This window comes from Planomonospora corallina (assembly GCF_042650625.1).
Lineage (GTDB): Bacteria > Actinomycetota > Actinomycetes > Streptosporangiales > Streptosporangiaceae > Planomonospora_B > Planomonospora_B corallina.
Window position 1 is genome coordinate 49,470 of sequence record NZ_JBHSBM010000034.1, and the last position, 19,434, is coordinate 68,903.

The 19,434-nt window shown below is 74.5% G+C and carries 22 protein-coding genes; 13 read left to right on the top strand and 9 right to left on the bottom strand.

The genetic code is table 11. From position 1 onward, the window contains the following. The coding region (locus tag ACFOWE_RS25645; protein ID WP_377292125.1) for a flavin-containing monooxygenase at positions 1-1,028 on the top strand (1,028 nt) is incomplete at its 5' end. Positions 1,029-1,338: 310 nt separating this feature from the next. On the opposite strand, the gene ACFOWE_RS25650 is transcribed toward ACFOWE_RS25645, so the two are convergent. Beyond that, positions 1,339-2,559: an MFS transporter gene (locus tag ACFOWE_RS25650; RefSeq protein WP_377292127.1), complete on the bottom strand. Its 1,221-nt coding sequence runs from the start codon at positions 2,557-2,559 to the stop codon at positions 1,339-1,341. Between the two features lie 66 nt (positions 2,560-2,625). Between ACFOWE_RS25650 and ACFOWE_RS25655 the strand changes: the two genes are divergently transcribed. Together ACFOWE_RS25655 and ACFOWE_RS25660 are read left to right on the top strand one after the other, a co-directional pair. After that, entirely contained in the window at positions 2,626-3,729 is a 1,104-nt protein-coding gene (locus tag ACFOWE_RS25655) for an ArsR/SmtB family transcription factor (protein WP_377292129.1), read from the top strand. A gap of 270 nt (positions 3,730-3,999) precedes the next feature. Next, positions 4,000-4,722 (top strand): SDR family NAD(P)-dependent oxidoreductase, encoded by a 723-nt coding sequence (locus ACFOWE_RS25660; protein WP_377292131.1) that lies wholly within the window; start codon positions 4,000-4,002, stop codon positions 4,720-4,722. A gap of 60 nt (positions 4,723-4,782) precedes the next feature. On the opposite strand, the gene ACFOWE_RS25665 is transcribed toward ACFOWE_RS25660, so the two are convergent. Both ACFOWE_RS25665 and pip read right to left on the bottom strand, forming a co-directional pair. Further along, entirely contained in the window at positions 4,783-5,724 is a 942-nt protein-coding gene (locus tag ACFOWE_RS25665; protein WP_377292133.1) for an N-acetylglucosamine kinase, read from the bottom strand. Positions 5,725-5,777: 53 nt separating this feature from the next. After that, positions 5,778-6,767, bottom strand: coding sequence for a prolyl aminopeptidase (gene pip, locus ACFOWE_RS25670; protein ID WP_377292135.1), 990 nt, complete (start codon positions 6,765-6,767; stop codon positions 5,778-5,780). A 279-nt stretch (positions 6,768-7,046) separates the two neighbouring features. Between pip and ACFOWE_RS25675 the strand changes: the two genes are divergently transcribed. Further along, positions 7,047-7,769: an NADPH-dependent FMN reductase gene (locus ACFOWE_RS25675; RefSeq protein ID WP_377292137.1), complete on the top strand. Its 723-nt coding sequence runs from the start codon at positions 7,047-7,049 to the stop codon at positions 7,767-7,769. 249 nt (positions 7,770-8,018) lie between these two features. On the opposite strand, the gene pgm is transcribed toward ACFOWE_RS25675, so the two are convergent. Together pgm and ACFOWE_RS25685 are read right to left on the bottom strand one after the other, a co-directional pair. Continuing rightward, complete coding sequence (gene pgm / locus ACFOWE_RS25680; protein ID WP_377292139.1) at positions 8,019-9,656, bottom strand: phosphoglucomutase (alpha-D-glucose-1,6-bisphosphate-dependent); 1,638 nt, start codon at positions 9,654-9,656, stop codon at positions 8,019-8,021. 157 nt (positions 9,657-9,813) lie between these two features. Continuing rightward, on the bottom strand, positions 9,814-10,131 hold the full coding sequence (locus ACFOWE_RS25685; protein WP_377292141.1) for an ArsR/SmtB family transcription factor: 318 nt from the start codon (positions 10,129-10,131) through the stop codon (positions 9,814-9,816). 112 nt (positions 10,132-10,243) lie between these two features. Between ACFOWE_RS25685 and ACFOWE_RS25690 the strand changes: the two genes are divergently transcribed. Together ACFOWE_RS25690 and ACFOWE_RS25695 are read left to right on the top strand one after the other, a co-directional pair. Further along, positions 10,244-11,134 (top strand): TIGR03620 family F420-dependent LLM class oxidoreductase, encoded by an 891-nt coding sequence (locus tag ACFOWE_RS25690; RefSeq protein ID WP_377292143.1) that lies wholly within the window; start codon positions 10,244-10,246, stop codon positions 11,132-11,134. A 247-nt stretch (positions 11,135-11,381) separates the two neighbouring features. Beyond that, positions 11,382-12,341, top strand: a complete 960-nt coding sequence (locus tag ACFOWE_RS25695) for a diacylglycerol/lipid kinase family protein (RefSeq protein WP_377292145.1) — start codon at positions 11,382-11,384, stop codon at positions 12,339-12,341. 6 nt (positions 12,342-12,347) lie between these two features. Here the strand turns inward: ACFOWE_RS25695 and ACFOWE_RS25700 are convergent, their stop codons facing one another. Next, complete coding sequence (locus ACFOWE_RS25700) at positions 12,348-12,572, bottom strand: hypothetical protein (RefSeq protein WP_377292147.1); 225 nt, start codon at positions 12,570-12,572, stop codon at positions 12,348-12,350. 17 nt (positions 12,573-12,589) lie between these two features. Here ACFOWE_RS25700 and ACFOWE_RS25705 point away from each other — a divergent pair, with 17 nt between their 5' ends. Further along, complete coding sequence (locus tag ACFOWE_RS25705) at positions 12,590-13,225, top strand: hypothetical protein (RefSeq protein WP_377292149.1); 636 nt, start codon at positions 12,590-12,592, stop codon at positions 13,223-13,225. Between the two features lie 196 nt (positions 13,226-13,421). Here the strand turns inward: ACFOWE_RS25705 and ACFOWE_RS25710 are convergent, their stop codons facing one another. Further along, on the bottom strand, positions 13,422-13,994 hold the full coding sequence (locus ACFOWE_RS25710; RefSeq protein ID WP_377292151.1) for an ATP-binding protein: 573 nt from the start codon (positions 13,992-13,994) through the stop codon (positions 13,422-13,424). Between the two features lie 156 nt (positions 13,995-14,150). Between ACFOWE_RS25710 and ACFOWE_RS25715 the strand changes: the two genes are divergently transcribed. Both ACFOWE_RS25715 and ACFOWE_RS25720 read left to right on the top strand, forming a co-directional pair. Continuing rightward, positions 14,151-14,387, top strand: a complete 237-nt coding sequence (locus tag ACFOWE_RS25715; RefSeq protein ID WP_377292153.1) for a DUF397 domain-containing protein — start codon at positions 14,151-14,153, stop codon at positions 14,385-14,387. A gap of 116 nt (positions 14,388-14,503) precedes the next feature. Next, positions 14,504-15,409, top strand: a complete 906-nt coding sequence (locus tag ACFOWE_RS25720; RefSeq protein WP_377292155.1) for a helix-turn-helix domain-containing protein — start codon at positions 14,504-14,506, stop codon at positions 15,407-15,409. Positions 15,410-15,612: 203 nt separating this feature from the next. On the opposite strand, the gene ACFOWE_RS25725 is transcribed toward ACFOWE_RS25720, so the two are convergent. Beyond that, complete coding sequence (locus ACFOWE_RS25725) at positions 15,613-16,272, bottom strand: hypothetical protein (RefSeq protein WP_377292157.1); 660 nt, start codon at positions 16,270-16,272, stop codon at positions 15,613-15,615. Between the two features lie 106 nt (positions 16,273-16,378). Between ACFOWE_RS25725 and ACFOWE_RS25730 the strand changes: the two genes are divergently transcribed. The 4 genes from ACFOWE_RS25730 (at position 16,379) to ACFOWE_RS25745 (ending at position 19,020) form a co-directional block, all read left to right on the top strand. Continuing rightward, positions 16,379-16,918 carry a DinB family protein gene (locus ACFOWE_RS25730; RefSeq protein WP_377292159.1) on the top strand — a complete coding sequence of 180 codons (540 nt, stop codon included), beginning with the start codon at positions 16,379-16,381 and terminating at the stop codon, positions 16,916-16,918. 149 nt (positions 16,919-17,067) lie between these two features. After that, the gene (locus tag ACFOWE_RS25735) at positions 17,068-17,322 is read left to right on the top strand and encodes a hypothetical protein (protein WP_377292161.1); all 255 of its coding nucleotides are present in this window, start codon (positions 17,068-17,070) and stop codon (positions 17,320-17,322) included. A 99-nt stretch (positions 17,323-17,421) separates the two neighbouring features. Then, positions 17,422-17,580 carry a hypothetical protein gene (locus ACFOWE_RS25740; protein WP_377292163.1) on the top strand — a complete coding sequence of 53 codons (159 nt, stop codon included), beginning with the start codon at positions 17,422-17,424 and terminating at the stop codon, positions 17,578-17,580. 3 nt (positions 17,581-17,583) lie between these two features. Then, complete coding sequence (locus ACFOWE_RS25745) at positions 17,584-19,020, top strand: WS/DGAT/MGAT family O-acyltransferase (RefSeq protein WP_377292165.1); 1,437 nt, start codon at positions 17,584-17,586, stop codon at positions 19,018-19,020. On the opposite strand, the gene ACFOWE_RS25750 is transcribed toward ACFOWE_RS25745, so the two are convergent. Continuing rightward, positions 18,985-19,434: an ATP-binding protein gene (locus ACFOWE_RS25750; RefSeq protein WP_377292167.1), complete on the bottom strand. Its 450-nt coding sequence runs from the start codon at positions 19,432-19,434 to the stop codon at positions 18,985-18,987. The two genes, ACFOWE_RS25745 and ACFOWE_RS25750, sit on opposite strands and share 36 nt — an antisense overlap.

Consider the following 19,434-nt stretch of genomic DNA (forward strand, 5'->3'; position numbering starts at 1 on the left):
CCCTGCTCCGAACCGGTCTGCGCCCGCTGGTGCTGGAGGCCGGAGCACACGCGGCCGGCTCCTGGCCCGCCTACTACGACAGCCTCGCGCTGTTCTCCCCGGCCCGCTACAGCGCCCTGCCCGGCATGGGCTTCGACGGCGACCCCGACCGCTACCCGCACCGCGACGAAGTCGCCGCCTACCTGCGGCGCTATGCCTCCCGCCTGGACGCCGAGATCCGCACCGGCACCCGCGTCACCACCGTACGGGCCGAAGGCGGCGCCTTCACCGTCGAGCTAGCCGACGGCACGGTGCTGCCCGCCCCGGCGGTGATCGCGGCCAGCGGCTCCTTCGGAAACCCGCGCCTGCCCGTCCTGCCCGGGCAGGACGATTTCCCCGGGGAGATCCTGCACGCCGCCGCCTACCGGGAGCCGTCCCCGTATGCGGGCAAGCGCGTCGCGGTCGTCGGGGCCGGCAACTCCGCGGTCCAGATCGCCCACGACCTCGCGGATGTCGCCGAGGTCACCCTGGCCACCCGCGCCCCGATCCGCTTCGTCGGCCAGCGACCTCTGGGTAAGGATCTGCACTTCTGGTTCGCCGTCACCGGCTTCGACCGCCTGCCCGCTCGCCGAGCCGGCTCCCCGCCCGGAGCGCCGGTACTCGACGACGGCCGCTACCGGTGCGCCCTGGCCTCCGGCCGCATCGGCCGCAGGCAGATGTTCACCGGCTTCGGCGCGGACCAGATCATCTGGGCGGACGGCACCCGCGAGCACGCCGACGCGGTCATCTTCGCCACCGGCTACCGGCCCCACCTGCCCTACCTGCGCGCCCTCGGCATCCTGGACGCCGCCGGCCGTCCCCGCCAGCGAGGCGGAGTGTCGCTCACCCATCCCGGGCTCGGCTTCCTCGGCCTGGAATGGCAGCGCACCCCCGCCTCCAACACCCTGCGCGGCGTCGGCCGCGACGCCGCTCATCTGGCCCGGCAACTGGCCCGTCACCTGAAAGCCCGCCGCGGCACGCGCGTCCGGGCCGGAGCGCGGAGCCGGTGAGCGGCGCGGCGGTGGTCACGGCCGCGCTGGTGGTGCCGCGGGCAGCGACCATATCGGCCGTCGGCACCGGTCTTCGCCCATGTCGCCTGTGACTGCGCACTTCTGGCCTTCCCGGCCGTCGACCGTCGCCTCATCCCTATCAAGTGACCTCTCGAAAAGAGGAAGGTCCGTACGGTGCAGGCCGTACTCGGTTCGACCCGCAAGCACGCGGCGCGTATCGAGAACCAGCCGTCGCACAGGCCGGACTTCCTTCATTCTGGCGAGTGCTGGCCGCGACGGGACGGCGTGGCGGGTCACCGGACGTGGCGGGTCACCGGTCGCGGAGGGCGCGGATCAGCACGGGCGTCGCGATCATCAGGGCGATCCCCCGCAGCGCACCCGCGACGGGGTACGGCGCGCGCAGCCCGAACGCGTGCGCCACCAGCCCGCCGGCCAGCGCGCCGAGCGGGATCAGGCCCCAGCCGATCATCTTGTAGACGCTCCCCACCCGGCCGAGCAGCGGCGGCGGCACGAGCCGCTGGCGGAGACCGACGGTCACGATGTTCCAGAGCGTGACGGCGAAGCCGTTGACGGCCAGCAGGGCGCCGAGCACGGTCGCGTCCGGGCTCAGCCCGATCCCGACGAAGACGACGGCGTTCACCGCGAGCCCGGCCAGCAGCGCCGCAAGCACCCCGGCCCTGCCGATGACGCGCGCGCCGGTCAGGCCGCCGAGCACGCTGCCGAGCGCGGCGCCGGCCAGCAGCAGGCCGTAGCCGCGCGCGTCCAGGCCCAGCTCCCGAGTGGCCAGCAGGACGAGGGTGGCGTTGCCCAGCTGGGCGCAGAAGGTGTTGACGCCGAGCAGGACGGCGAGGGCGCGCAGCAGCCGGTGGCGGGCCAGCCAGCGAAGACCGTCGGCGATCGCCGTGCGCATCGGCGGGTGCTCGGCCGGGTGGCGCCTGCGCCGGGGCAGGGTCGCCAGCAGCGCGGCGGACAGGGCGAACGAGGCGGCGTCCATCCCGAGCGGCGCCGCCGCGGCGACCGCGAACAGCAGGCCGCCGATCGGCGGTCCCAGGAACTGGGAGCCGAGCGTGGTGATCGTCTGCTGGTGGCCGTTGGCCCGGTGCAGCAGGGGCGTGGCGACGAGGTCCGGCACGATCGCCTGCGCCGCGTTGGCGGAGACGACCGCGCAGGCCCCCAGCCCGAAGGCCGCGGCCGCCAGCACCGGGACGCCGAGGCGGCCGGAGGCGGCGAGGACCGCGAGGACGGCGGAGAGTACGGCCTGCACCGCCTGGAAGCGCCACAGGAGGCCGGCGCGGTCGTAGCGGTCGACGAGCGCGCCGGCGGGCAGCGACAGCAGCAGCCACGGCAGGTACGCCGCGGCGGAGACGAGCGACACGAGCCGCGGGTCGCGGGTGGCCGCGGCGGCCAGCAGCGGGACCGCGGCGGCGAACGCGCCGTCACCGACGGCGTTGACACCCGTCGCCCACCACAACCGCCAGTAGGCGGCAGGCAGGCGGGGCTCCGCGGCGGCCCGCGTCGCGTCCGGTTCCATGCCCGGCATCCTCCGGTCCCGGCCATGGCCGTGACAGCTTTCAGCCTGCTGCTACATAGTCGGTGCATGGCTCTGCGGGTCGATCTGGGCGTGGCCGAACTGGCGGCGACGCGGCTGGCGATCTCGCCGCTGTCGGAGACGGTGGCCGGCCTGCAGCAGCTGAGCGGCCGTCATCGCAATCCGCTCAACCTGCGGTGGCTGCGGTGGGCGTGCGACGAGCTCGCCCGCCATCCCCTCGAGCTGCCGCGCACCTGGCCGCTGCTGGTGAACGACCGGCCGAGCTGGCCGGAGTTCCTCGTCCCCGCCCCGCGCGGCACGGCGGCGTCGATCGACGACGACCTGGCCGCGCTGCAGGCGACGACGCCTGCTCAGGTTCGGGCCAGTCTCCGGCGCGTGTTCGGCGGACGGCTTCCCGGCGCCGCCGCCGCGCTCGCCGCGCACCCGGCGGCGGGCCTGCGGGCGGTCGCCGCGGAACTGCGCGCGGCGCACGACCTGCTCATCGCGCCGCACTGGCCGCGGATCCGGGCCGTCCTGGACGCGGACGTCGTCCACCGCGCCAGACAGCCGGCGGCGGGCGGTGCCGAAAGGCTCTTCGCCGGCCTGCACCCGGACCTGCGGTGGCGCGACGGCCGGCTGCTGCTGCACGGGACGCACTGGCGGGCCGAGCACGTGGTCGACCGCGGCCCGGGCGGACTGGTCCTCATGCCCGTCGTGCTCGGCCCGCCCCACGTGATGATCAAGAAGAGCACGTCCACGCAGACCACCGTGCGCTACCCGGCACGGGGCGTCGGCGCGTTGTGGACCGCGGGAACCCGGTCGCCGGCGGGCGGCGCGGTCCGGCTGCTCGGCCGGGCGCGGGCCGAACTGCTGGAGGCGCTGCGCTCTCCCGCCACGACGACGGAGCTGGCCCGCGCGCTGGGGGTCACGCCCAGCGCGGTGTCGCAGCACCTCGGCGTGCTGCGCGAGAGCGGGCTGGTCGCACGCGAGCGGGCCGGGCGCACCGTCGTGTACACGACGACCGCGCTCGGCGCCTCCCTGATCGGGGACCTCCCGAGCCTCCCCCCGGCCGGACGGTCGACCGGGAGGGACCCGCGGGACGATCCGGGCCCGGACCCGGTGAAGCGGACCGGCGGCCGAGGGGCGGGAACCGCCGGCACCGATTCCGCGTGAGCCGCCGACGACTGCCGGGTCCGGCCTGCTCCCGATGACGGGTGTGGCAGAGCGTGACGCGCGGACCGGCGGCGGAGCGCCCGGAGCCGTGGGAGGCCGGAGTCGGCGCGTGCGAACGGCCGGATCCGCCCACGGCGCCGGGTTCGCTCGCGGCCGCACCGGGTACCCGGGAAGGCACCGGGCCCGGCCGGAACCACGCGACCGGTACCCGCGCGACCATCAGCCGCCTTCCCGCATCGATCACAGCCCATACGTGCCGAAGGGGCCGTCATGCTGCTGGAGAACAAGACCGCCATCGTCTACGGCGGCGCCGGAGCGATCGGCTCCGCGGTCGCCCGCGTATTCGCCGGCGAAGGCGCCACGGTCCACCTGGCCGGACGCACCCGCGGCCCCCTGGAGGACCTGGCCGACGCCATCTCCCAGGCCGGGGGGCGCGTCGAGGTCGCCCCACTCGACGCGACCGACCGGGCGGCGGTCGAGCAGCACGCCGATGCCGTCGCCCAGCGCTCCGCGGGCATCGACATCGCCTTCAACGCCACGTCCAACGACGACCTGCACGGCACACCGCTGATCGACATGGCCGACGACGACGTGCTGCGCCCCGTCACCAAGGCGGTCACCACCCATCTGATCCTGGCCACCGCCGTCGCCCGCCACATGATCGGACGCCGTGCCGGCGTGATCCTGGCCATGGGCGGCGGCCGGGAGGCCATCCCCAGCCTCGGCGGCTCCCACGTGGCCTGGTCCGCCCTCGCGGGCCTGTGCCGTCAGCTCGCCTGCGAACTCGGCCCGTACGGAATCCGGGTCTGCTGGCTCCTCTCTCCCGGCTCACCCGATCCGTCCGGCGACGACCCGGAGGCGGACGTGACCCTGCTCCACCGCCGGCCGCGGCTCGAAGACGTCGCCAACGTCGCCGCCTTCGTCGCCTCCGACCGCGCCGCGACGATGACCGCCACCGAGGTCAACCTCACCGGCGGCGCCGTCGTCGACTGAACGCACGCACCGCGCCCCTCCCGGCAGCGGTTCCCGCCCCCGGGAGGGGCCGCGGACGGATCAGGAGATCAGCCGCCGGTGGGCGGAGACCGGGGCGGGGGCGCCGGGACGGGAACGGCGCAGGGCGAGGGCGGCGGCCCCGCGGGCCCCGGCGTCGCCGGAGCGGGCGGTGAGCACGGTGAGCCCCGGGCCGCCGAGCCCGCCGCGCACGAGCTCGGCCAGGAGGGTGGGCTCGCTCAGCAGGGATCCGGCCAGCACCAGCGGCCCGGGGGAGGGCCCGAGGGCGCGGACGGCGGCGAGCAGCCGCCCGGCCGCCTCCCGGACGATGTCCAGAGCCGCCGCGTCACCGGCCCGGGCGGCCTCCTCCACCGCGGGGGCGAGCCGCGCCAGCCACGCGGGTCCCGCCTCGGCCACGCCGGTGTGGACGGCGTCCACGATCCGCTCGGCCACGCCGCCGCCCGGCACCGCGTCGCGGAGCGCGGTGGGCCCGGCCCGGCCGTCGAGGGCGGCCAGCACGGCCCGTACGGCCCGGCGCCCGATCCACACACCCGACCCCTCGTCGCCGACGATCCAGCCGTAGCCGTCGGCCCGGGCGGTCAGGCGCCACTCCGTCACCCTGGTGGCCACCGCTCCGGTGCCCGCGACCAGGACCGTCCCGGACGGTTCGGCGGTGGCCCCGGCGAAGGCGGCGAGCGTGTCGGGCACCACCACGGGCGGTCCCGCCAGCCCGCAGGCGCGCCAGACCTCGGCCACCATGGCTCCGGCCCGCTCGCCCGCCGGGCCCGACCCCGCCAGGGCGAAGACGCCGGCCGTGACCCGGTCCGCGGGCAGGCCGCCGAGCGCGGCCCGGAGCGCGGTGCGCAGGGCGGCCTCCGGGGCGGCGGACGACAGGGCGTTGGATCCGCCGGCGTGCCCCCGCCCGGCCACCTCGCCGCCGTGCGTCGCCACCACGCAGCGGGTGCCCGTACCGCCCCCGTCGATCCCGACGACCAGCGCCGTCACCGGACCTCCTGATGCAGGTTTCCTCGAGGAGCGTATCCTGCCGCGAAACATCTCTACATGGGACTGTTCTCCCGGCCCTGTCCGGCGAACCGGTCGATCGAGTCGAGGATGCGCGTGCGCATCGTGTCGCTCCCGGTGTGCCCGGAGTCCTCGACGACGATCAGCTCGGCGCCGGGCCAGGCGCGGGCGAGCTCCCAGGCGGTGACCAGCGGGCCGCCCATGTCGAGCCGGCCGTGGATCAGCACGCCGGGGATGCCCGCCAGGCGCTCCGCGCCGCGCAGCAGCTCGTCCTCCTCCAGCCAGGCGCCGTTGGAGAAGTAGTGCGCGCAGATCCGGACGAACGCCAGCGCGTCGCGGTCCGGGCGGTCGCCGTAGGCGCCGGGCTTGCCGTTCCTCTCCTGGGAGATCACCGCGTCCTCCCAGGCCAGCCAGTCGGCCGCCGCCTTCGCCCGCACGGCCGGGTCCGGATCCGCGAGGAGACGACCGTAGGCGGCGAGGAGGGCGAAGGTGTCGCCGTCGCGGTCCTTCTCGGGCACGCCGTCGCGGAAACGCTCCCACTCGGCGGGGAAGAACCGGCCGACGCCCCGGTAGAGCCAGTCGATCTCCGAGCGCCGGGTCATGGTGACGGCGGGGATGACGATCTCCGAGACCCGCTGCGGGTGCCGTTCGGCGTAGGCGAGGATCAGCGTGGACCCCCACGAGCCGCCGTAGAGCAGCCAGCGGTCGATGCCGAGGTGCTCGCGGAGCCGTTCCATGTCGTCGATCAGGTGGTGGGTGGTGTTGCGGCTCAGGTCCGTGGCGGGGTCGCTCGCGTGCGGCAGACTGCGTCCGCAGCCGCGCTGGTCGAACAGGACGATCCGGTAGCGCTCCGGGTCGAAGGTGCGCCGGACGTTCGTCGAGCACCCGGCTCCCGGCCCGCCGTGCACGACGAGAGCGGGCTTGCCGTCGGGGTTGCCGCAGACCTCCCAGTAGACGAGGTCGCCGTCGCCGGTGTCGAGCATCCCGTGGTCGTACGGCTCGATCGGAGGATAGGACTCAGTCATGCCAGGGATCCTGTCACGCCGGCTCCCTGCCGGACCCCCGCTGGAGCCCTGCCGACCCCCTGCCGACCCCCTGCGGGAGTCCCGGCGCGGTCCGGAGGCGGCGTTGCCGGGCCCGCAGGCCCGGCCCTCCGAGCGCAGGTCACAGGGGGTGCATATGCAACATATGCCCCTTTGCTGCGAAATAGCCCCTTCATGCAGTATCGGTACTCGCGATCACGTTCGTAACCCCCTTCCCAGGGCACAAGCGCCCTGACGTCGTACGAGGGAGGGGAGTCGGGGATGAAGATCGTGGGGATCGCGGGGAGCCTGCGACCGGCGGCGCACGTCGGGCGGCTGCTGGAGGCGGCGGCGCGGGAGCTGCCCGCCTCGGCGGAGTTCACGGCGTGGACAGGGCTCGGAGAGATCCCCGCCTGCACCGGTGGCCCGCTCCCGCCTCCCGCGGCCGGGCTCTGCGCCCTCCTCGCCGGGGCGGACGGCCTGCTGGTCACCGCCCCGGAGCACAGCGTCCTGCCGGTCCAGCTGCTCCACGCGCTGGCATGGGCGTCCTCTCCGGCGGCGGACGCCGTCCTGCTGGGCAAGCCCGTCGCCGTGGTCACCGCCTGCGTCCGCCCGCACGAGGCGATGTGGACGCAGACCGAGCTGCGGCGGCTGCTCGACGTCACCGGGGCCGTCGTGCGCGGCGCCGACCTGCCCGCCTCCCCGGCCGCCCCGTGGTTCGACGACACCGGCCGCCTCGCCGACCCGGAGATGCGCGACCGGCTCCGCCGGGCGGTGACGGCGCTGTGCGCGGCGCGGTCGCCGGAACCGGTCCTCGACGTCGTGGCGGGCAGGATCCCGGAGAAGATCCCCGGGAGGACGGCCGATCAGGTCGCCGGGCGGATCTCGGGCGGGGCCGCGGACGCGGTGGCGGGGAAGGCGCCGCTGGTGCTCCCCGCCGTCCTCGCGGGGGAGGTCCCGGTGGGGGGAGACGCGGGGAAGGTCACCGCGGGCATCCCGGTCTGATCGGAGGAGCGGGCATCCCGGTCTGATCGGAGGAGGCCGGTGCGGGCATCCGGTTCGACCGGTGGGCTCCGGGCGGGACACGCCTCACCTGCGGGCTCCGGGCGGCCCGCCCCCGCCCGGAGCCCGGTGGGGCCGGGCGGGGGCGGCCGCTCGGCCCGGCGAGGCGGCGCTCAGCCCAGTCGCTCGGCCCGGCGAGGCGGCGCTCAGCCCAGTCGCTCGGCCCGGCGAGGCGGCGCTCAGCCCAGTCGCTCAGCCCAGCGAGGCCGCGACCAGCTCCCTGGCCTCCCGCTGCACCTCGGCCAGGTGCTCCGGTCCCTTGAAGGACTCGGCGTAGATCTTGTAGACGTCCTCCGTGCCGGAGGGCCGGGCGGCGAACCAGGCGCTGGCGGTGCAGACCTTGACCCCGCCGATGGCGGCGCCGTTGCCGGGCGCGGCGGTGAGCACCTCGGTGATCGGCTCGCCGGCCAGGGCGCCGACGGGGACCTGAGCGGGGGAGAGCCTGGCCAGCACGGCCTTCTCCTCCCGGGTCGCCGGGGCGTCGACCCGGGCGTAGGCCGGAGCGCCGAACCGCTCGGCCAGGCCGGCGTAGTGCTCGCTGGGGGAGCGGCCCGTGACCGCGATGATCTCCGCGGCCAGCAGGGCCAGGATCAGCCCGTCCTTGTCGGTGGTCCACGCCTCGCCGTCGCGGCGCAGGAAGGAGGCGCCCGCGCTCTCCTCCCCGCCGAAGCCCAGCGAGCCGTCCAGCAGCCCCGGCACGAACCACTTGAACCCGACGGGTACCTCCACCAGCGGCCTGCCCAGGTCCGCGGCGACCCTGTCGATCATGCCGCTGCTCACCAGCGTCTTGCCGACCCCGGCGCCGGCGGGCCAGCCGGGCCGGTGGGCGTAGAGATAGGAGATGGCCACGGCGAGGTAGTGGTTGGGGTTCATCAGCCCGCCGTCGGGGGTGACGATCCCGTGCCGGTCGGAGTCGGCGTCGTTGCCGGTGGAGACGTCGAAGGCGTCCCGGTTCGCGATCAGCGAGGCCATGGCGTACGGCGAGGAGCAGTCCATGCGGATCTTCCCGTCCCAGTCGAGCGTCATGAAACGCCACGTCGGGTCGGTCAGCGGGTTGACCACCGTCAGGTCCAGCCGGTGCCGCTCGGCGATCTCGCCCCAGTAGGCCACGCTCGCCCCGCCCAGCGGATCGGCGCCGACGCGCACCCCCGCCGCGCGGATCGCCTCCAGGTCCACCACCGCGGGCAGGTCGTCCACGTAGGAGCCGAGGAAGTCGTACCGGAGGGTCGTCTCGGCGGCCAGCGCCCTGGCGTACGGCAGCCGCCGGACCTCCTTCAGCCCGCCGGCGATCAGGGCGTTGGCCCGGTCCTGGATCCAGGAGGTGGCGTCGGTGTCGGCGGGACCGCCGTGCGGCGGGTTGTACTTGAAGCCGCCGTCGCCCGGAGGGTTGTGCGAGGGCGTCACGACCACGCCGTCGGCGAGCCCGCTCGTCCGCCCCCGGTTGCAGGTGAGGATCGCGTGCGAGACCGCGGGCGTCGGGGTGTAGCCGTCGCGGTCGTCGACCATGACCGTCACCCCGTTGGCCGCGAACACCTCCAGCGCCGAGACCCGGGCGGGCTCGGACAGGGCGTGCGTGTCGGCCCCGAGGAAGAGCGGCCCGTCGACCCCGTGCATCGCGCGGTACTCCACGATGGCCTGGCTGGTGGCGAGGATGTGGTCCTCGTTGAAGGCGGCGTTCAGCGCCGAGCCGCGGTGCCCGGACGTGCCGAACGCCACCCGCTGCCCCGGCTCCGCCGGGTCGGGGTGCAGGCTGTAGTAGGCGGTCACCAGCCGGGCCACGTCCACCAGGTCGGACGGCCGGGCGGGCTGCCCGGCACGCTCGTGCGTCATCGGCGTCTCCTCGAAATCGTCAGCGACAGAAGCTCACATACCCGCCGAAAGGCGTTTCCGTCGAACTCGGAGCGATCATTCCGGAGCCGGGGCGCGGCGCCGGGACGCCACGCGGTCGCGCCGGGAGGCCACGCGGTCACGCCGGGAGGCCACGCGGTCACGCCGGGGCGTCCCCGGTGTCCTCCGGCGGTCCGGACGGGTCCGCCTCGGCCAGGACGAGGGGGAGGAGGCCCGGGAAGCGGGCCTCGAACTCGTCGCGGCGCAGGCGGTTGAGCCGGCGGGCTCCCTCATCCCGCTGCTCGAGCAGGCCGGCGTTGCGCAGCACGGCGAAGTGGTGGCTGAGGGTGGACTTGGCCACGGGCACGTGGCCGAAGGTGCCGCAGGCCCGGCTCCAGTCGGGGGAGCCGGCCAGCTCGCGCACGATCAGCCGGCGGACCGGGTCGGCCAGAGCGTCCAGGGCCGTCTGCAGCGCCACCTCCGCGGGGGAGACGTGGGCCGGAGGGCGGAAGGTGTTCGATGTTCGTCGAACTCTCGTGTACTGTTCCATCTCGATCGAACAGTTTACCCGGACCGGATCGGAGACGGACATGGGCATCGGACGGATCGGCGTGTGGCACCCCCTGCTCGGGCGGGCCCCGGCGCAGGCCGTACGGCGGGCCGCGGCGGAGCTCGAGGCGCTCGGCTATGACGCGCTCTGGTACGGCGAGGCCCCCGGCACGAGGGAGGCCTTCACCGCCGGGGCCATTCTGCTGGCGGCCACGGAACGGATCACCGTCGGCACCGGGATCGCCAGCATCTGGGCGCGGGACGCGACCGCGATGGCGGCCGCCTCGGCGGCGCTCGGCGAGGCCTACCCGGGACGGTTCGCCCTGGGCGTCGGCGTCAGCCACGCCCCGCTGGTCGAGCGGCGCGGCCACGACTACACCCGTCCCGTCGCGGCGATGAGCGCCTACCTCGACGCGATGGACCGGGCCGCCGCCGACCTGATCGCCGCCGACCCGGCCCCGCCCCGCCTGCTCGCCGCCCTCCGTCCCCGGATGCTGGAGCTCGCCCGCGACAAGGCCGACGGCGCCCACCCCTACTTCGTGCCGCCGGAGCACACCGCCACCGCCCGGGAGATCCTCGGGACCGGCCGGATCCTCGCGCCGGAGCAGGCCTTCGTGCTGGAGCGCGACCCGGACCGGGCCCGGCGGATCGCCCGCGCGCACATGGAGCCGTACCTGCGCCTGCCGAACTACGCGGGCAACCTGCGCCACCTCGGGTTCGGTGACGACGACCTGGCCGGAGGCGGGAGCGACCGGCTGGTGGACGCGATCGTCGCCTGGGGCGACGTGGGCGCCGTCGCGGCGCGGGTGCGCGAGCACCTGGACGCCGGGGCCGACCATGTCGCCCTCCAGCCGCTCCCGCCGGACCTGGGCGCCGGCGTGGCCCAGCTGGCGGAGCTGGCCCCGGCCCTGGGCGTGGGCCCGCGGCGGTAGACACCCGGCCGGAGTCCCCAGAGCCCCGGAGTCATGGGGCTCCGGAGCCGTGGAGGGGCACGCGGCCGGAGTACGGGACGGCACGCGGACGGGGGTGCGGACGATACCCGGGCGGGGTGCGGACGGCGCGCGACCGGGGAGCCCGCCGGGGACGTCGAGCTTGTCCGGCGCCTCCGGGGGCAGAGGCCGCTGGACGGTCGGGTGGAAGGCGCGACCGGGCGGACGGGACGAGCGCGGGGAGGACGGCATGGCCGGGCTGCTGGTGATCTGCAACCGGGGCGCGGGGAGCGCGCGGGAGGCCGCCGTGGAGGCGGCGCTCGGCACGCTGTGCGCGGGCGCCGAGGTGGCCGAGGTGAGCACTGGGGGCGACGGGGGCGACGGGGGCGGGGGGCTGGACCGGGCGCTGGACGCCTGCCCCGGCCGCGACGTGGTCGTCCTCGGCGGGGACGGCTCGCTCCACGTGGCCGTCGCCGCCCTCCACCGCCGCGGCGAGCTCGGCGAGCGCACGCTGGGCCTCGTCCCCCTGGGCACCGGCAACGACTTCGCCCGCGCGCTCGGCCTCCCGCTCGACCCCGAGCGGGCGGCCCGCGTGGTGCTCGCCGGGCACCGCCGTCCGATGGACCTGCTGGTGGACGACGACGGCGGGATCGTGGTCAACGCGGTCCACCTCGGCGCGGGCGCGGAGGCCTCGGAGCGGGCCGCGCCCTTCAAACCGGTGCTCGGGAAACTGGCCTACCCGCTCGGCGGCCTGCTCGCGGGGGTGCGGAGCCGGGGCTGGCGGCTGCGGGTGACGGTGGACGGCCGGCCGCTCGCCCGCCGCCGCCGCGTCCTGATGGCGGCGGTCGGCAACGGCGTCACGATCGGCGGCGGCACGCCGCTGACCCCGCGGGCCCGGCCCGACGACGGCATGGTGGACGTCGTGGTCGCCACCGCGACCGGGCCGCTGGCCAGGCTCGTCTACGCCCTGCGGCTGCGCCGCGGGACCCACCTGGACCTGCGCGAGGTGGTCGCGGACCGGGGACGGGAGGTGGTCGTCTCGGGCGGTCCCGTCCCGGTGAACGCCGACGGCGAACTGACCGGTCCGGTCATCCGCAGGCGCTGGACGGTCCTGCCCGCCGCCTGGCACGTCTTCGCCGAGCCGGCCGGGCCGCGGCCTGCCGAGCCGGCCGGATCCGCCGGGGCCACGCGCCCGCACGGGCGGGACTGAGCGGTGTCACGGGGCCTGCTCCGCCGCCGGGCCCCCGGGCGGTTCCTCCGCCGACTCCGCCGACTCCGCCGACTCCGCCGACTCCGCCGCCTCCGACAGGCGGGTGCGGAGCCGCTCGCGGATCTCGTCGGGAGTGTAGGAGCGGCGCCGCCGTTCCGCCCGGGCGACCACCACTCCGGTCGCCGCGACGCCCGCGATTCCCGCCAGACCGAGTACCTTCCACCAGCGCATGTCTTTAGGGTAGGGGAATGTCCGTTACGAGCATCAGCCTCGACGAGGCGGTCGACCTGACCCGGACCGGCGACGTGTGGTTGTTCCGCGGGCGTTCGGTGCCGGACCGCGCCATCCAGACCGTGACCAACAGCCCGGTCAACCATGTCGGCATGTCCGTGGTCATCGAGGACATGCCCCCGCTCATGTGGCACGCCGAACTCGGCCGGTCGCTGCCGGACATGTGGTCGGGCACCAACCAGCGCGGCGTGCAGCTGCACGACCTGCGCGACGCCGTGCAGGTCTGGGCCACCCGGTACGGCCAGCGGGCCTGGCTGCGCCAGCTCCAGCCGGAGGTCACCGCGGCCATGGAGGACGCCGTCCTGCGCACCGTCGCCCGCTTGGACGGCACTCCGTTCCCCTCGACGGCCCGGCTCGCCGGCCGGTGGGCGCGCGGGCGGCTGCCCAGGCTCCTGAAGCGGGGCGGCGAGGAGAGCCGGTTGGAGAGCGCCTACTGCGCGGAGGTCGTGGCCGTCACCTACGAGGAGATGGGACTGCTGCCCGGCGGGCGGCGTCCCAACTGGTACGACCCGGGCCGGTTCTGGAGCGGCGACGACCTGGAGCTGTGCGAGGGCTTCCGCCTCGGCGGGGAGATCACCGTCAAGATCGGGTGAGCGCCGCGTCCGCCGAGTCGAGATCGGGTGAGCGCCGGTCCCGGCGCGACCGGGGCGCGCTCCGGGTGCGGCCCGGGAGACGGGGCAGGCGTGCGGTGCGGCCCGGGAGACGGGGCCGGCGTGCGGTGCGGCCCGGGGCGGCTCGCAAGGCCCGGCCCCCGGGCGCATGCCCCGGCCGGGCGCGGGCGGACCCGTCTCAGGGGCAGGGGGCAGGCCGCCCGCCGTACGTCTCGGGCAGGACGAACGCCGCCCACACGGCCTTGCCGCCCCTCTCCAGGGGGGACCACCCCCACATGTGGCTGACTCCCCGGACGATCTGCAGCCCCCGCCCGCTCTCCGCCTCGTCGTCGAAGTCCCGCAGGCAGGGCGCCTGCTCGCACGGGTCGGTGACCGCGCACAGCACCGAGTGCTCCGTGCCGCACAGCACGAGCCGCACGTGCCGGCCGGAGGAGTGGCCGGTGCTCCGGACCCCGTGGCGCAGGGCGTTGGTCACCAGCTCGGAGACCGTGAGCGCGACGTCGTCGACCAGAAAGGGGAGACCCCAGGCGCGCAGGGAGGCGGTGGCGAAGTCCCGGGCGGTCCGCACGGCGCAGGAGCCGTCGCGCAGGCTCCGCACCGCCATCTGGAGCTCGTCGAGATGGCTGTGCCCGCCGGACCAGGGCGGTAGTCCGCTCGGGGGGAGCAGATGATCGAGCATCGACAGCCAGTGCTCCCAACCGCCGATCTCTGCCCGGACGGAAGCGACGTCGTGCCGTGGATAACCAGTCATCAGCGACCTTGGGGGAGAGGCGGCGATCGCATAACAGGGTGTCTCATGATTCATCTTGCATCTGGTGATGTGCAAACGCAAGTACGGATGCATGTGCATATGCACACGTCTATGCTGATCCAAATGTTCCCCTGCCTGAGGCGATGAGAGGCGAGGATGGATCAGCTGCGTAACGGCATGGCCGCGGGCCTGCTGGCGGAGGCGGATTGGCGCAAGAGCCGCTTCAGTAATCCCAGCGGGAACTGCGTCGAGCTGGCCCGGCTGCCCGGCGGCGCGGTGGCCGTACGGAACTCCCGCGACCCCGAGGGGCCGGCCCTGGTCTACACGCGCGGAGAGGTCGAGGCCTTCGTCCGGGGAGTGAAGGACGGGGAGTTCGACGACCTGATCGATTGAGATGGTTGAAGAATGAAGTTCTCTCTGGCCGGGAGGGTCGTGCGGGAGTACCGTGAGGGCCGCGCAGGCCGCCGTCGGCGGCCGCGGATCAGCATTCCGGGCACGAAGGACTGCCGATGACCAGAGCCACCGCCCGCCAGGAGCCCGCCGACCCCGTTCCCCTGGATCGGTCCAGAGGGAGCTCGACGGTGCTCAGGATCGTGCTCGGCGCGCAGCTGCGCCGCCTGCGCGAGGCCCGCGACATCACCATGGAGCAGGCCGGCCGCGCGATCCGCGCCTCCCACTCGAAGATCAGCCGCCTGGAACTCGGCAGGGTGGGCTTCCGCCGGGACGACGTGGCCGACCTGCTCACGCTGTACGGCGTGACGGACGCCGAGGAGCGCGCCCCGCTGCTGGGCCTCGTCGAGCAGGCCAATCAGCCCGGCTGGTGGCACAACTACGGCGACGTCCTGCCGCACTGGTTCGAGACCTACGTCGGGCTGGAGGAGTCCGCCTCCCTCATCCGCAACTACGAGGTCCAGTTCGTCCCGGGACTGCTGCAGACCGAGGACTACGCGCGGGCCGTCGTCCGCCTCGGCTTCCCGGACGCCCCCGAACGGGAGGTGGCGAAGCGGGTGCGGCTGCGCATGGCGCGCCAGCGGCTGCTGCGCGGTCCCGACCCCGTCCGCCTGTGGGCGGTGCTGGACGAGGCGGTGCTACGCCGCCCGCTGGGCGGAGCCGAGGTGATGCGCGGTCAGCTCGACCGCATCCTGGCGGCGGTCGAGCTGCCCAACGTGACCGTGCAGATAGCGCCGTTCAGCATCGGCGGCCACGCCGCGGCCGGCGGGCCCTTCAGCGTCCTGCGCTTCGCTCAGCCCGACCTGCCCGACATCGTCTACCTGGAGCAGCTCACCAGCGCCGTCTATCTGGAGAAGCGCGAGGAGGTCGAGCGCTACCTGGAGGTGATGGAGCGCCTGTGCCTGGCGGCCGAACCCGCCTCGGAGACCCCGGCGATCCTCGCCCGGATCCGCGACGAGCTGTAGGACCGGCCGGGGAGGACCGGCCGGGGAGGACCGGCCGGGGATGGCCGGCCGGTTCCCCGGCGCACCGTTTGGATCTACAACGTAAAGACGCTGGCCGGGGACCGGCGGGAAACCCCCGGCACGGACCGCTCCCGCCTCTCCGGTCACACCCGCGCCCGGCGGCCCCGCCGGGCGGGCGGGGACCCCGCCGGTCCGGCCGCGGATCAGTCCGCGACGTAGCTGACCGACCGGACCTCGTAACCGGTGGTCTTCGAGCCGTGGACGTGCATGAACAGGGCGCCGCCCTCGTAGGAGTAGGCGCAGGCGTACCCCTTGGGCTCCGGCGAGCAGCCCTGGTCGTGGTAGACCACGCGCTTGTCGTACTTCACCCGGAACAGCCTGTTCACGACGGACGTGCCGGCGATCTCCAGGGCGAGGTGACGGTCGTTCCGCCTCATGGCGGTGAACAGATGCCGGGCGGCGGCGGACGGGGTGGTGAGGTGACGCGAGCGGTAGACCTTCGTCACCTTCGATCCGGACACGACCATCAGGAAGCCGTCGAGCCCGCCCGGCACGTTCACGCTGGTGTGCACGAACCGGCAGACGTTGCCGGAGCATCCGGCGAACTCGTCCGGGGTGCGGTAGGGGTAGGAGAAGATGCTCCTCACCGCGGACGGCGTCGCCACCCGCGCGGCGGCGCGGCGGTCCCTGGCGCCCCACGCGGCGAACAGCTTCTTGGCGACCTTGCCCGGCGCCTCCTGGACGGCGGAGGCATGAGCACGGACCGGAGTGCCCGCCTGGGCGGAGGCCGGGGCGGACGGGAGCATCAGCGCGGCGCTCGCCGTGGCCGCCGCGCCACCGAGGACAAGTCGTCGTATGGACATGCCGGAAAGCTAGAACCTGCGGCTTGCACGCGGGTTACCCCGGGCTTGCAGCGCCCGGGCCGCTGAGGTCTGGTCCGGCGGCCGGACCGGACCTAGACTCCCATGCATGATCGAATTGGACGAGCAGGGTCGTCCGGAGCCTCCCCTCGCGGCCGGTGAGGCCGCCACCCTCCTGGGTTTCCTGGACTACCAGCGCGCGACCCTGGAGTGGAAGTGCGCGGGGGTGGACGCCGCCGGCATGAGGGCGACCGTGGGGGCGTCGTCGATGACGCTGGGCGGGCTGCTCAAGCACATGGCCTACGTCGAGGAGCACTGGTTCTCCCGGTCGCTGCACGGGCTGGACTGGCGGGCCCCGTGGGACACGGTGGACTGGAAGAACGACCCCGACTGGGAGTGGCGCACGGCCGCCGAGGACCCGCCCGAGTGGCTGCGCGGGTTCTGGCGGGACGCCGTGGCCCGCTCCCGCGCCCTGACCGAGGAGGCGCTGGCCGACGGCGGCCTGGAGCGCCGTTCCCGGCACACCTGGCCCGACGGCCGGGCGCCCGGCCTGCGGTGGATCCTGGTCCACATGATCGAGGAGTACGCGCGGCACAACGGCCACGCCGACCTCCTCCGGGAGTCGGTGGACGGCCTCACCGGGGAGTAGCGGCCTCTCCACCCGCACCGGCCGCCGGTGTGCCGGTCAGGTCCCGGGGTAGGCGGGGACGTGACACGGACGCGGCGACCAAGGCGGTCGCTTCCCGGCCGGGCCCGCGGGGCATGCCCGCGGGCCCTCACCGTCACGTGGGGGCCGCCATGACCGATCCCGCCGCCGGCGCGGCCGGCCCGGCCCGGCAGATCACGAAACTGGTGGCCGAGCCCGAGGGGATCCTGACGAAGGAGGCCGATCTCCTCACCGGTTCGCTCACCGTGGCCTCCTCCGTGGCGGCCGGCCGATTCCGGGTGGAGGTGCAGCCGGACGGCGGCGACGCGTGGTACGAGCCGGCTTCTCCGCAGCGGCGCACCCGGTCGCACCAGGTCCCGGTGCCCGCCGCGCTCCTACCCGCCTGAGAGGGCATGACGCGGTCCGATGGCACCCGGAGGTGAGAACCCCGTCTCGCCCCGGTGGAAACCGGTATATCGGTGGATCAGCCGGGCACAGTTCCCGCCGTGTGGCAGTTGATCAGCGACATCATGGCGGTCGTGATCGTGCTCGGGCTCGCCGGGCTGGCGGTGCTCGTCATCTCCGTCGTCGCCCTTGTCGTGCTCGGGGTGCTGGCCTTGGCAACCGGCAGGGAGCAGGATGGGACACGGACCTTCGGGAGGTAGGCGATGCGGCAGCTCAGCGCGGTCGACACGCAGTTTCTGAACTTCGAGACCGACACGACCGTCGCGAACATCGCCGGCCTGGCGATCCTGGACGGCATGCTGACCCGGGGCGACCTGCTCTCCCTGCTGTCCGGCCGGATCCACCTGGCCGCGCCGCTGCGCGAACGGCTGGCGTTCGTCCCGTTCGGCCTGGACCATCCGTACTGGGTCGAGGAGCCCAGGGTCGATCTGGACTACCACGTGCGCGAGCTCGCCCTGGCCCCGCCGGGCAGTGACGAGCAGCTGGGCGAGCAGGTGGCGCGGCTGCACGCCCGCCGTCTGGACCGGCGCCGCCCGCTCTGGGAGATGTACCTCATCCACGGCCTGGCCGGCGACCGGATGGCCCTCTACACCAAGGTCCACCACGCCGCCGTCGACGGCGTCACCGGCGCCGACGTGCTCGCCGCGCTGCTCGACATCTCACCCGAGCAGGCATCCCCGCCGCCGCCCGTCCCCGACCGGCGGCCGGAGCGGATCAGCACGGCGGAGATGCTCGCCAAGGGGGTGGCGAAGACCGTCGCCAACCCGGCGAACGCCGTCCGGTTCCTCGCCGACGCGGTCCCGCACCTGGACGAGATCCCCATCGTCTCGCAGCTTCCCGGCGCGGGCCTGGTCTCCAAGGTCACGCGCGGCCTGGAGAGCAGGCTGACCAGGCAGGACCCCGGGCCCGCGCTGCCCCGGATGGTGCCTCCCCGCACCCCGTTCAGCGGCCGGATCAGCGCCCACCGCAGGTTCGCCTTCGTCTCGCTGCCGCTGGAGGACGTCAAGCGGGTCAAGAACGCCTTCGGCGTCACGGTGAACGACGTGGTGATGACCCTGTGCGCGGGAGCGCTGCGCCAGTGGCTGCTCAAGCACGACGCGCTGCCCGACCGGCCGCTCGTCGCCGGGGTGCCGTTCTCCCTGCGCGCCGCGGGAAACCAGAGCACCGGCAACCAGGTCACCCTCATGATCACGCAGTTGGCCACGCAGATCGCCGACCCGGTGGAGCGGCTGATGGCCGTACGGGACGCGATGGGGAGGATCAAGAGCCGCTCGGCGCTCGCCCCGGCGCCCTGGCTCCAGCAGATCAGCGACATGATGCCCTCGGCCCTGACCGGGCTGGCCGCCCGGGCGGCGTTCGACTTCTTCGCCGGAGCCGCCGGGCCGATCAACCTGCTGGTCTCCAACGTCCCGGGCCCGCAGTTCCCGCTGTACGTCTGCGGGGCCCGGCTGCTGGCCTACCACCCCGTCTCGGTGATCACCGACATGAGCGGCGGCCTGAACATCACGGTCTTCTCCTACGACGGCTCACTGGACGTCGGCGTGGTCTCCTGCCGGGAGATGGTCCCCGACGTGTGGACGATCACCGAGCATCTCCGCGCCGCCCTATCGGAGCTGGTGCTCATCGCCGAGGATCAGTGACGCGCCGGGGGCGTCGTCGTCGAAGTGGAGCGTCTTCTCCAGGCAGACGATCGTGCCCTTCTCCTGCCGCCGGACGAAGTGGATGTCGTCGGCCAGCGCCCGCATGATCTGCAGGCCGCGGCCGGACTCGGCGGTCGGGGAGGCCTGGCGCGAGCCGGAGAACTCGAAACCGCTCCCGGCGTCCACGACCTTGATCAGGCAGCGGCCGCGGGAGAGCTCGGTGCGGACCAGGTAGTCGTCGCTCTCCGTGGCGTGCCTGATCACGTTGGAGCACGCCTCGGAGAGCATGAGCTGGATGTCGTCGCGGATCTGCGCCTTCACACCCAGGGCGTTCAGCGACGAGTCCAGCATCTGCCTGATGACCGGAACGCTCGCGGCGTCGCGCGGCAGACGCAACGCGATGGTGGCTTCCAC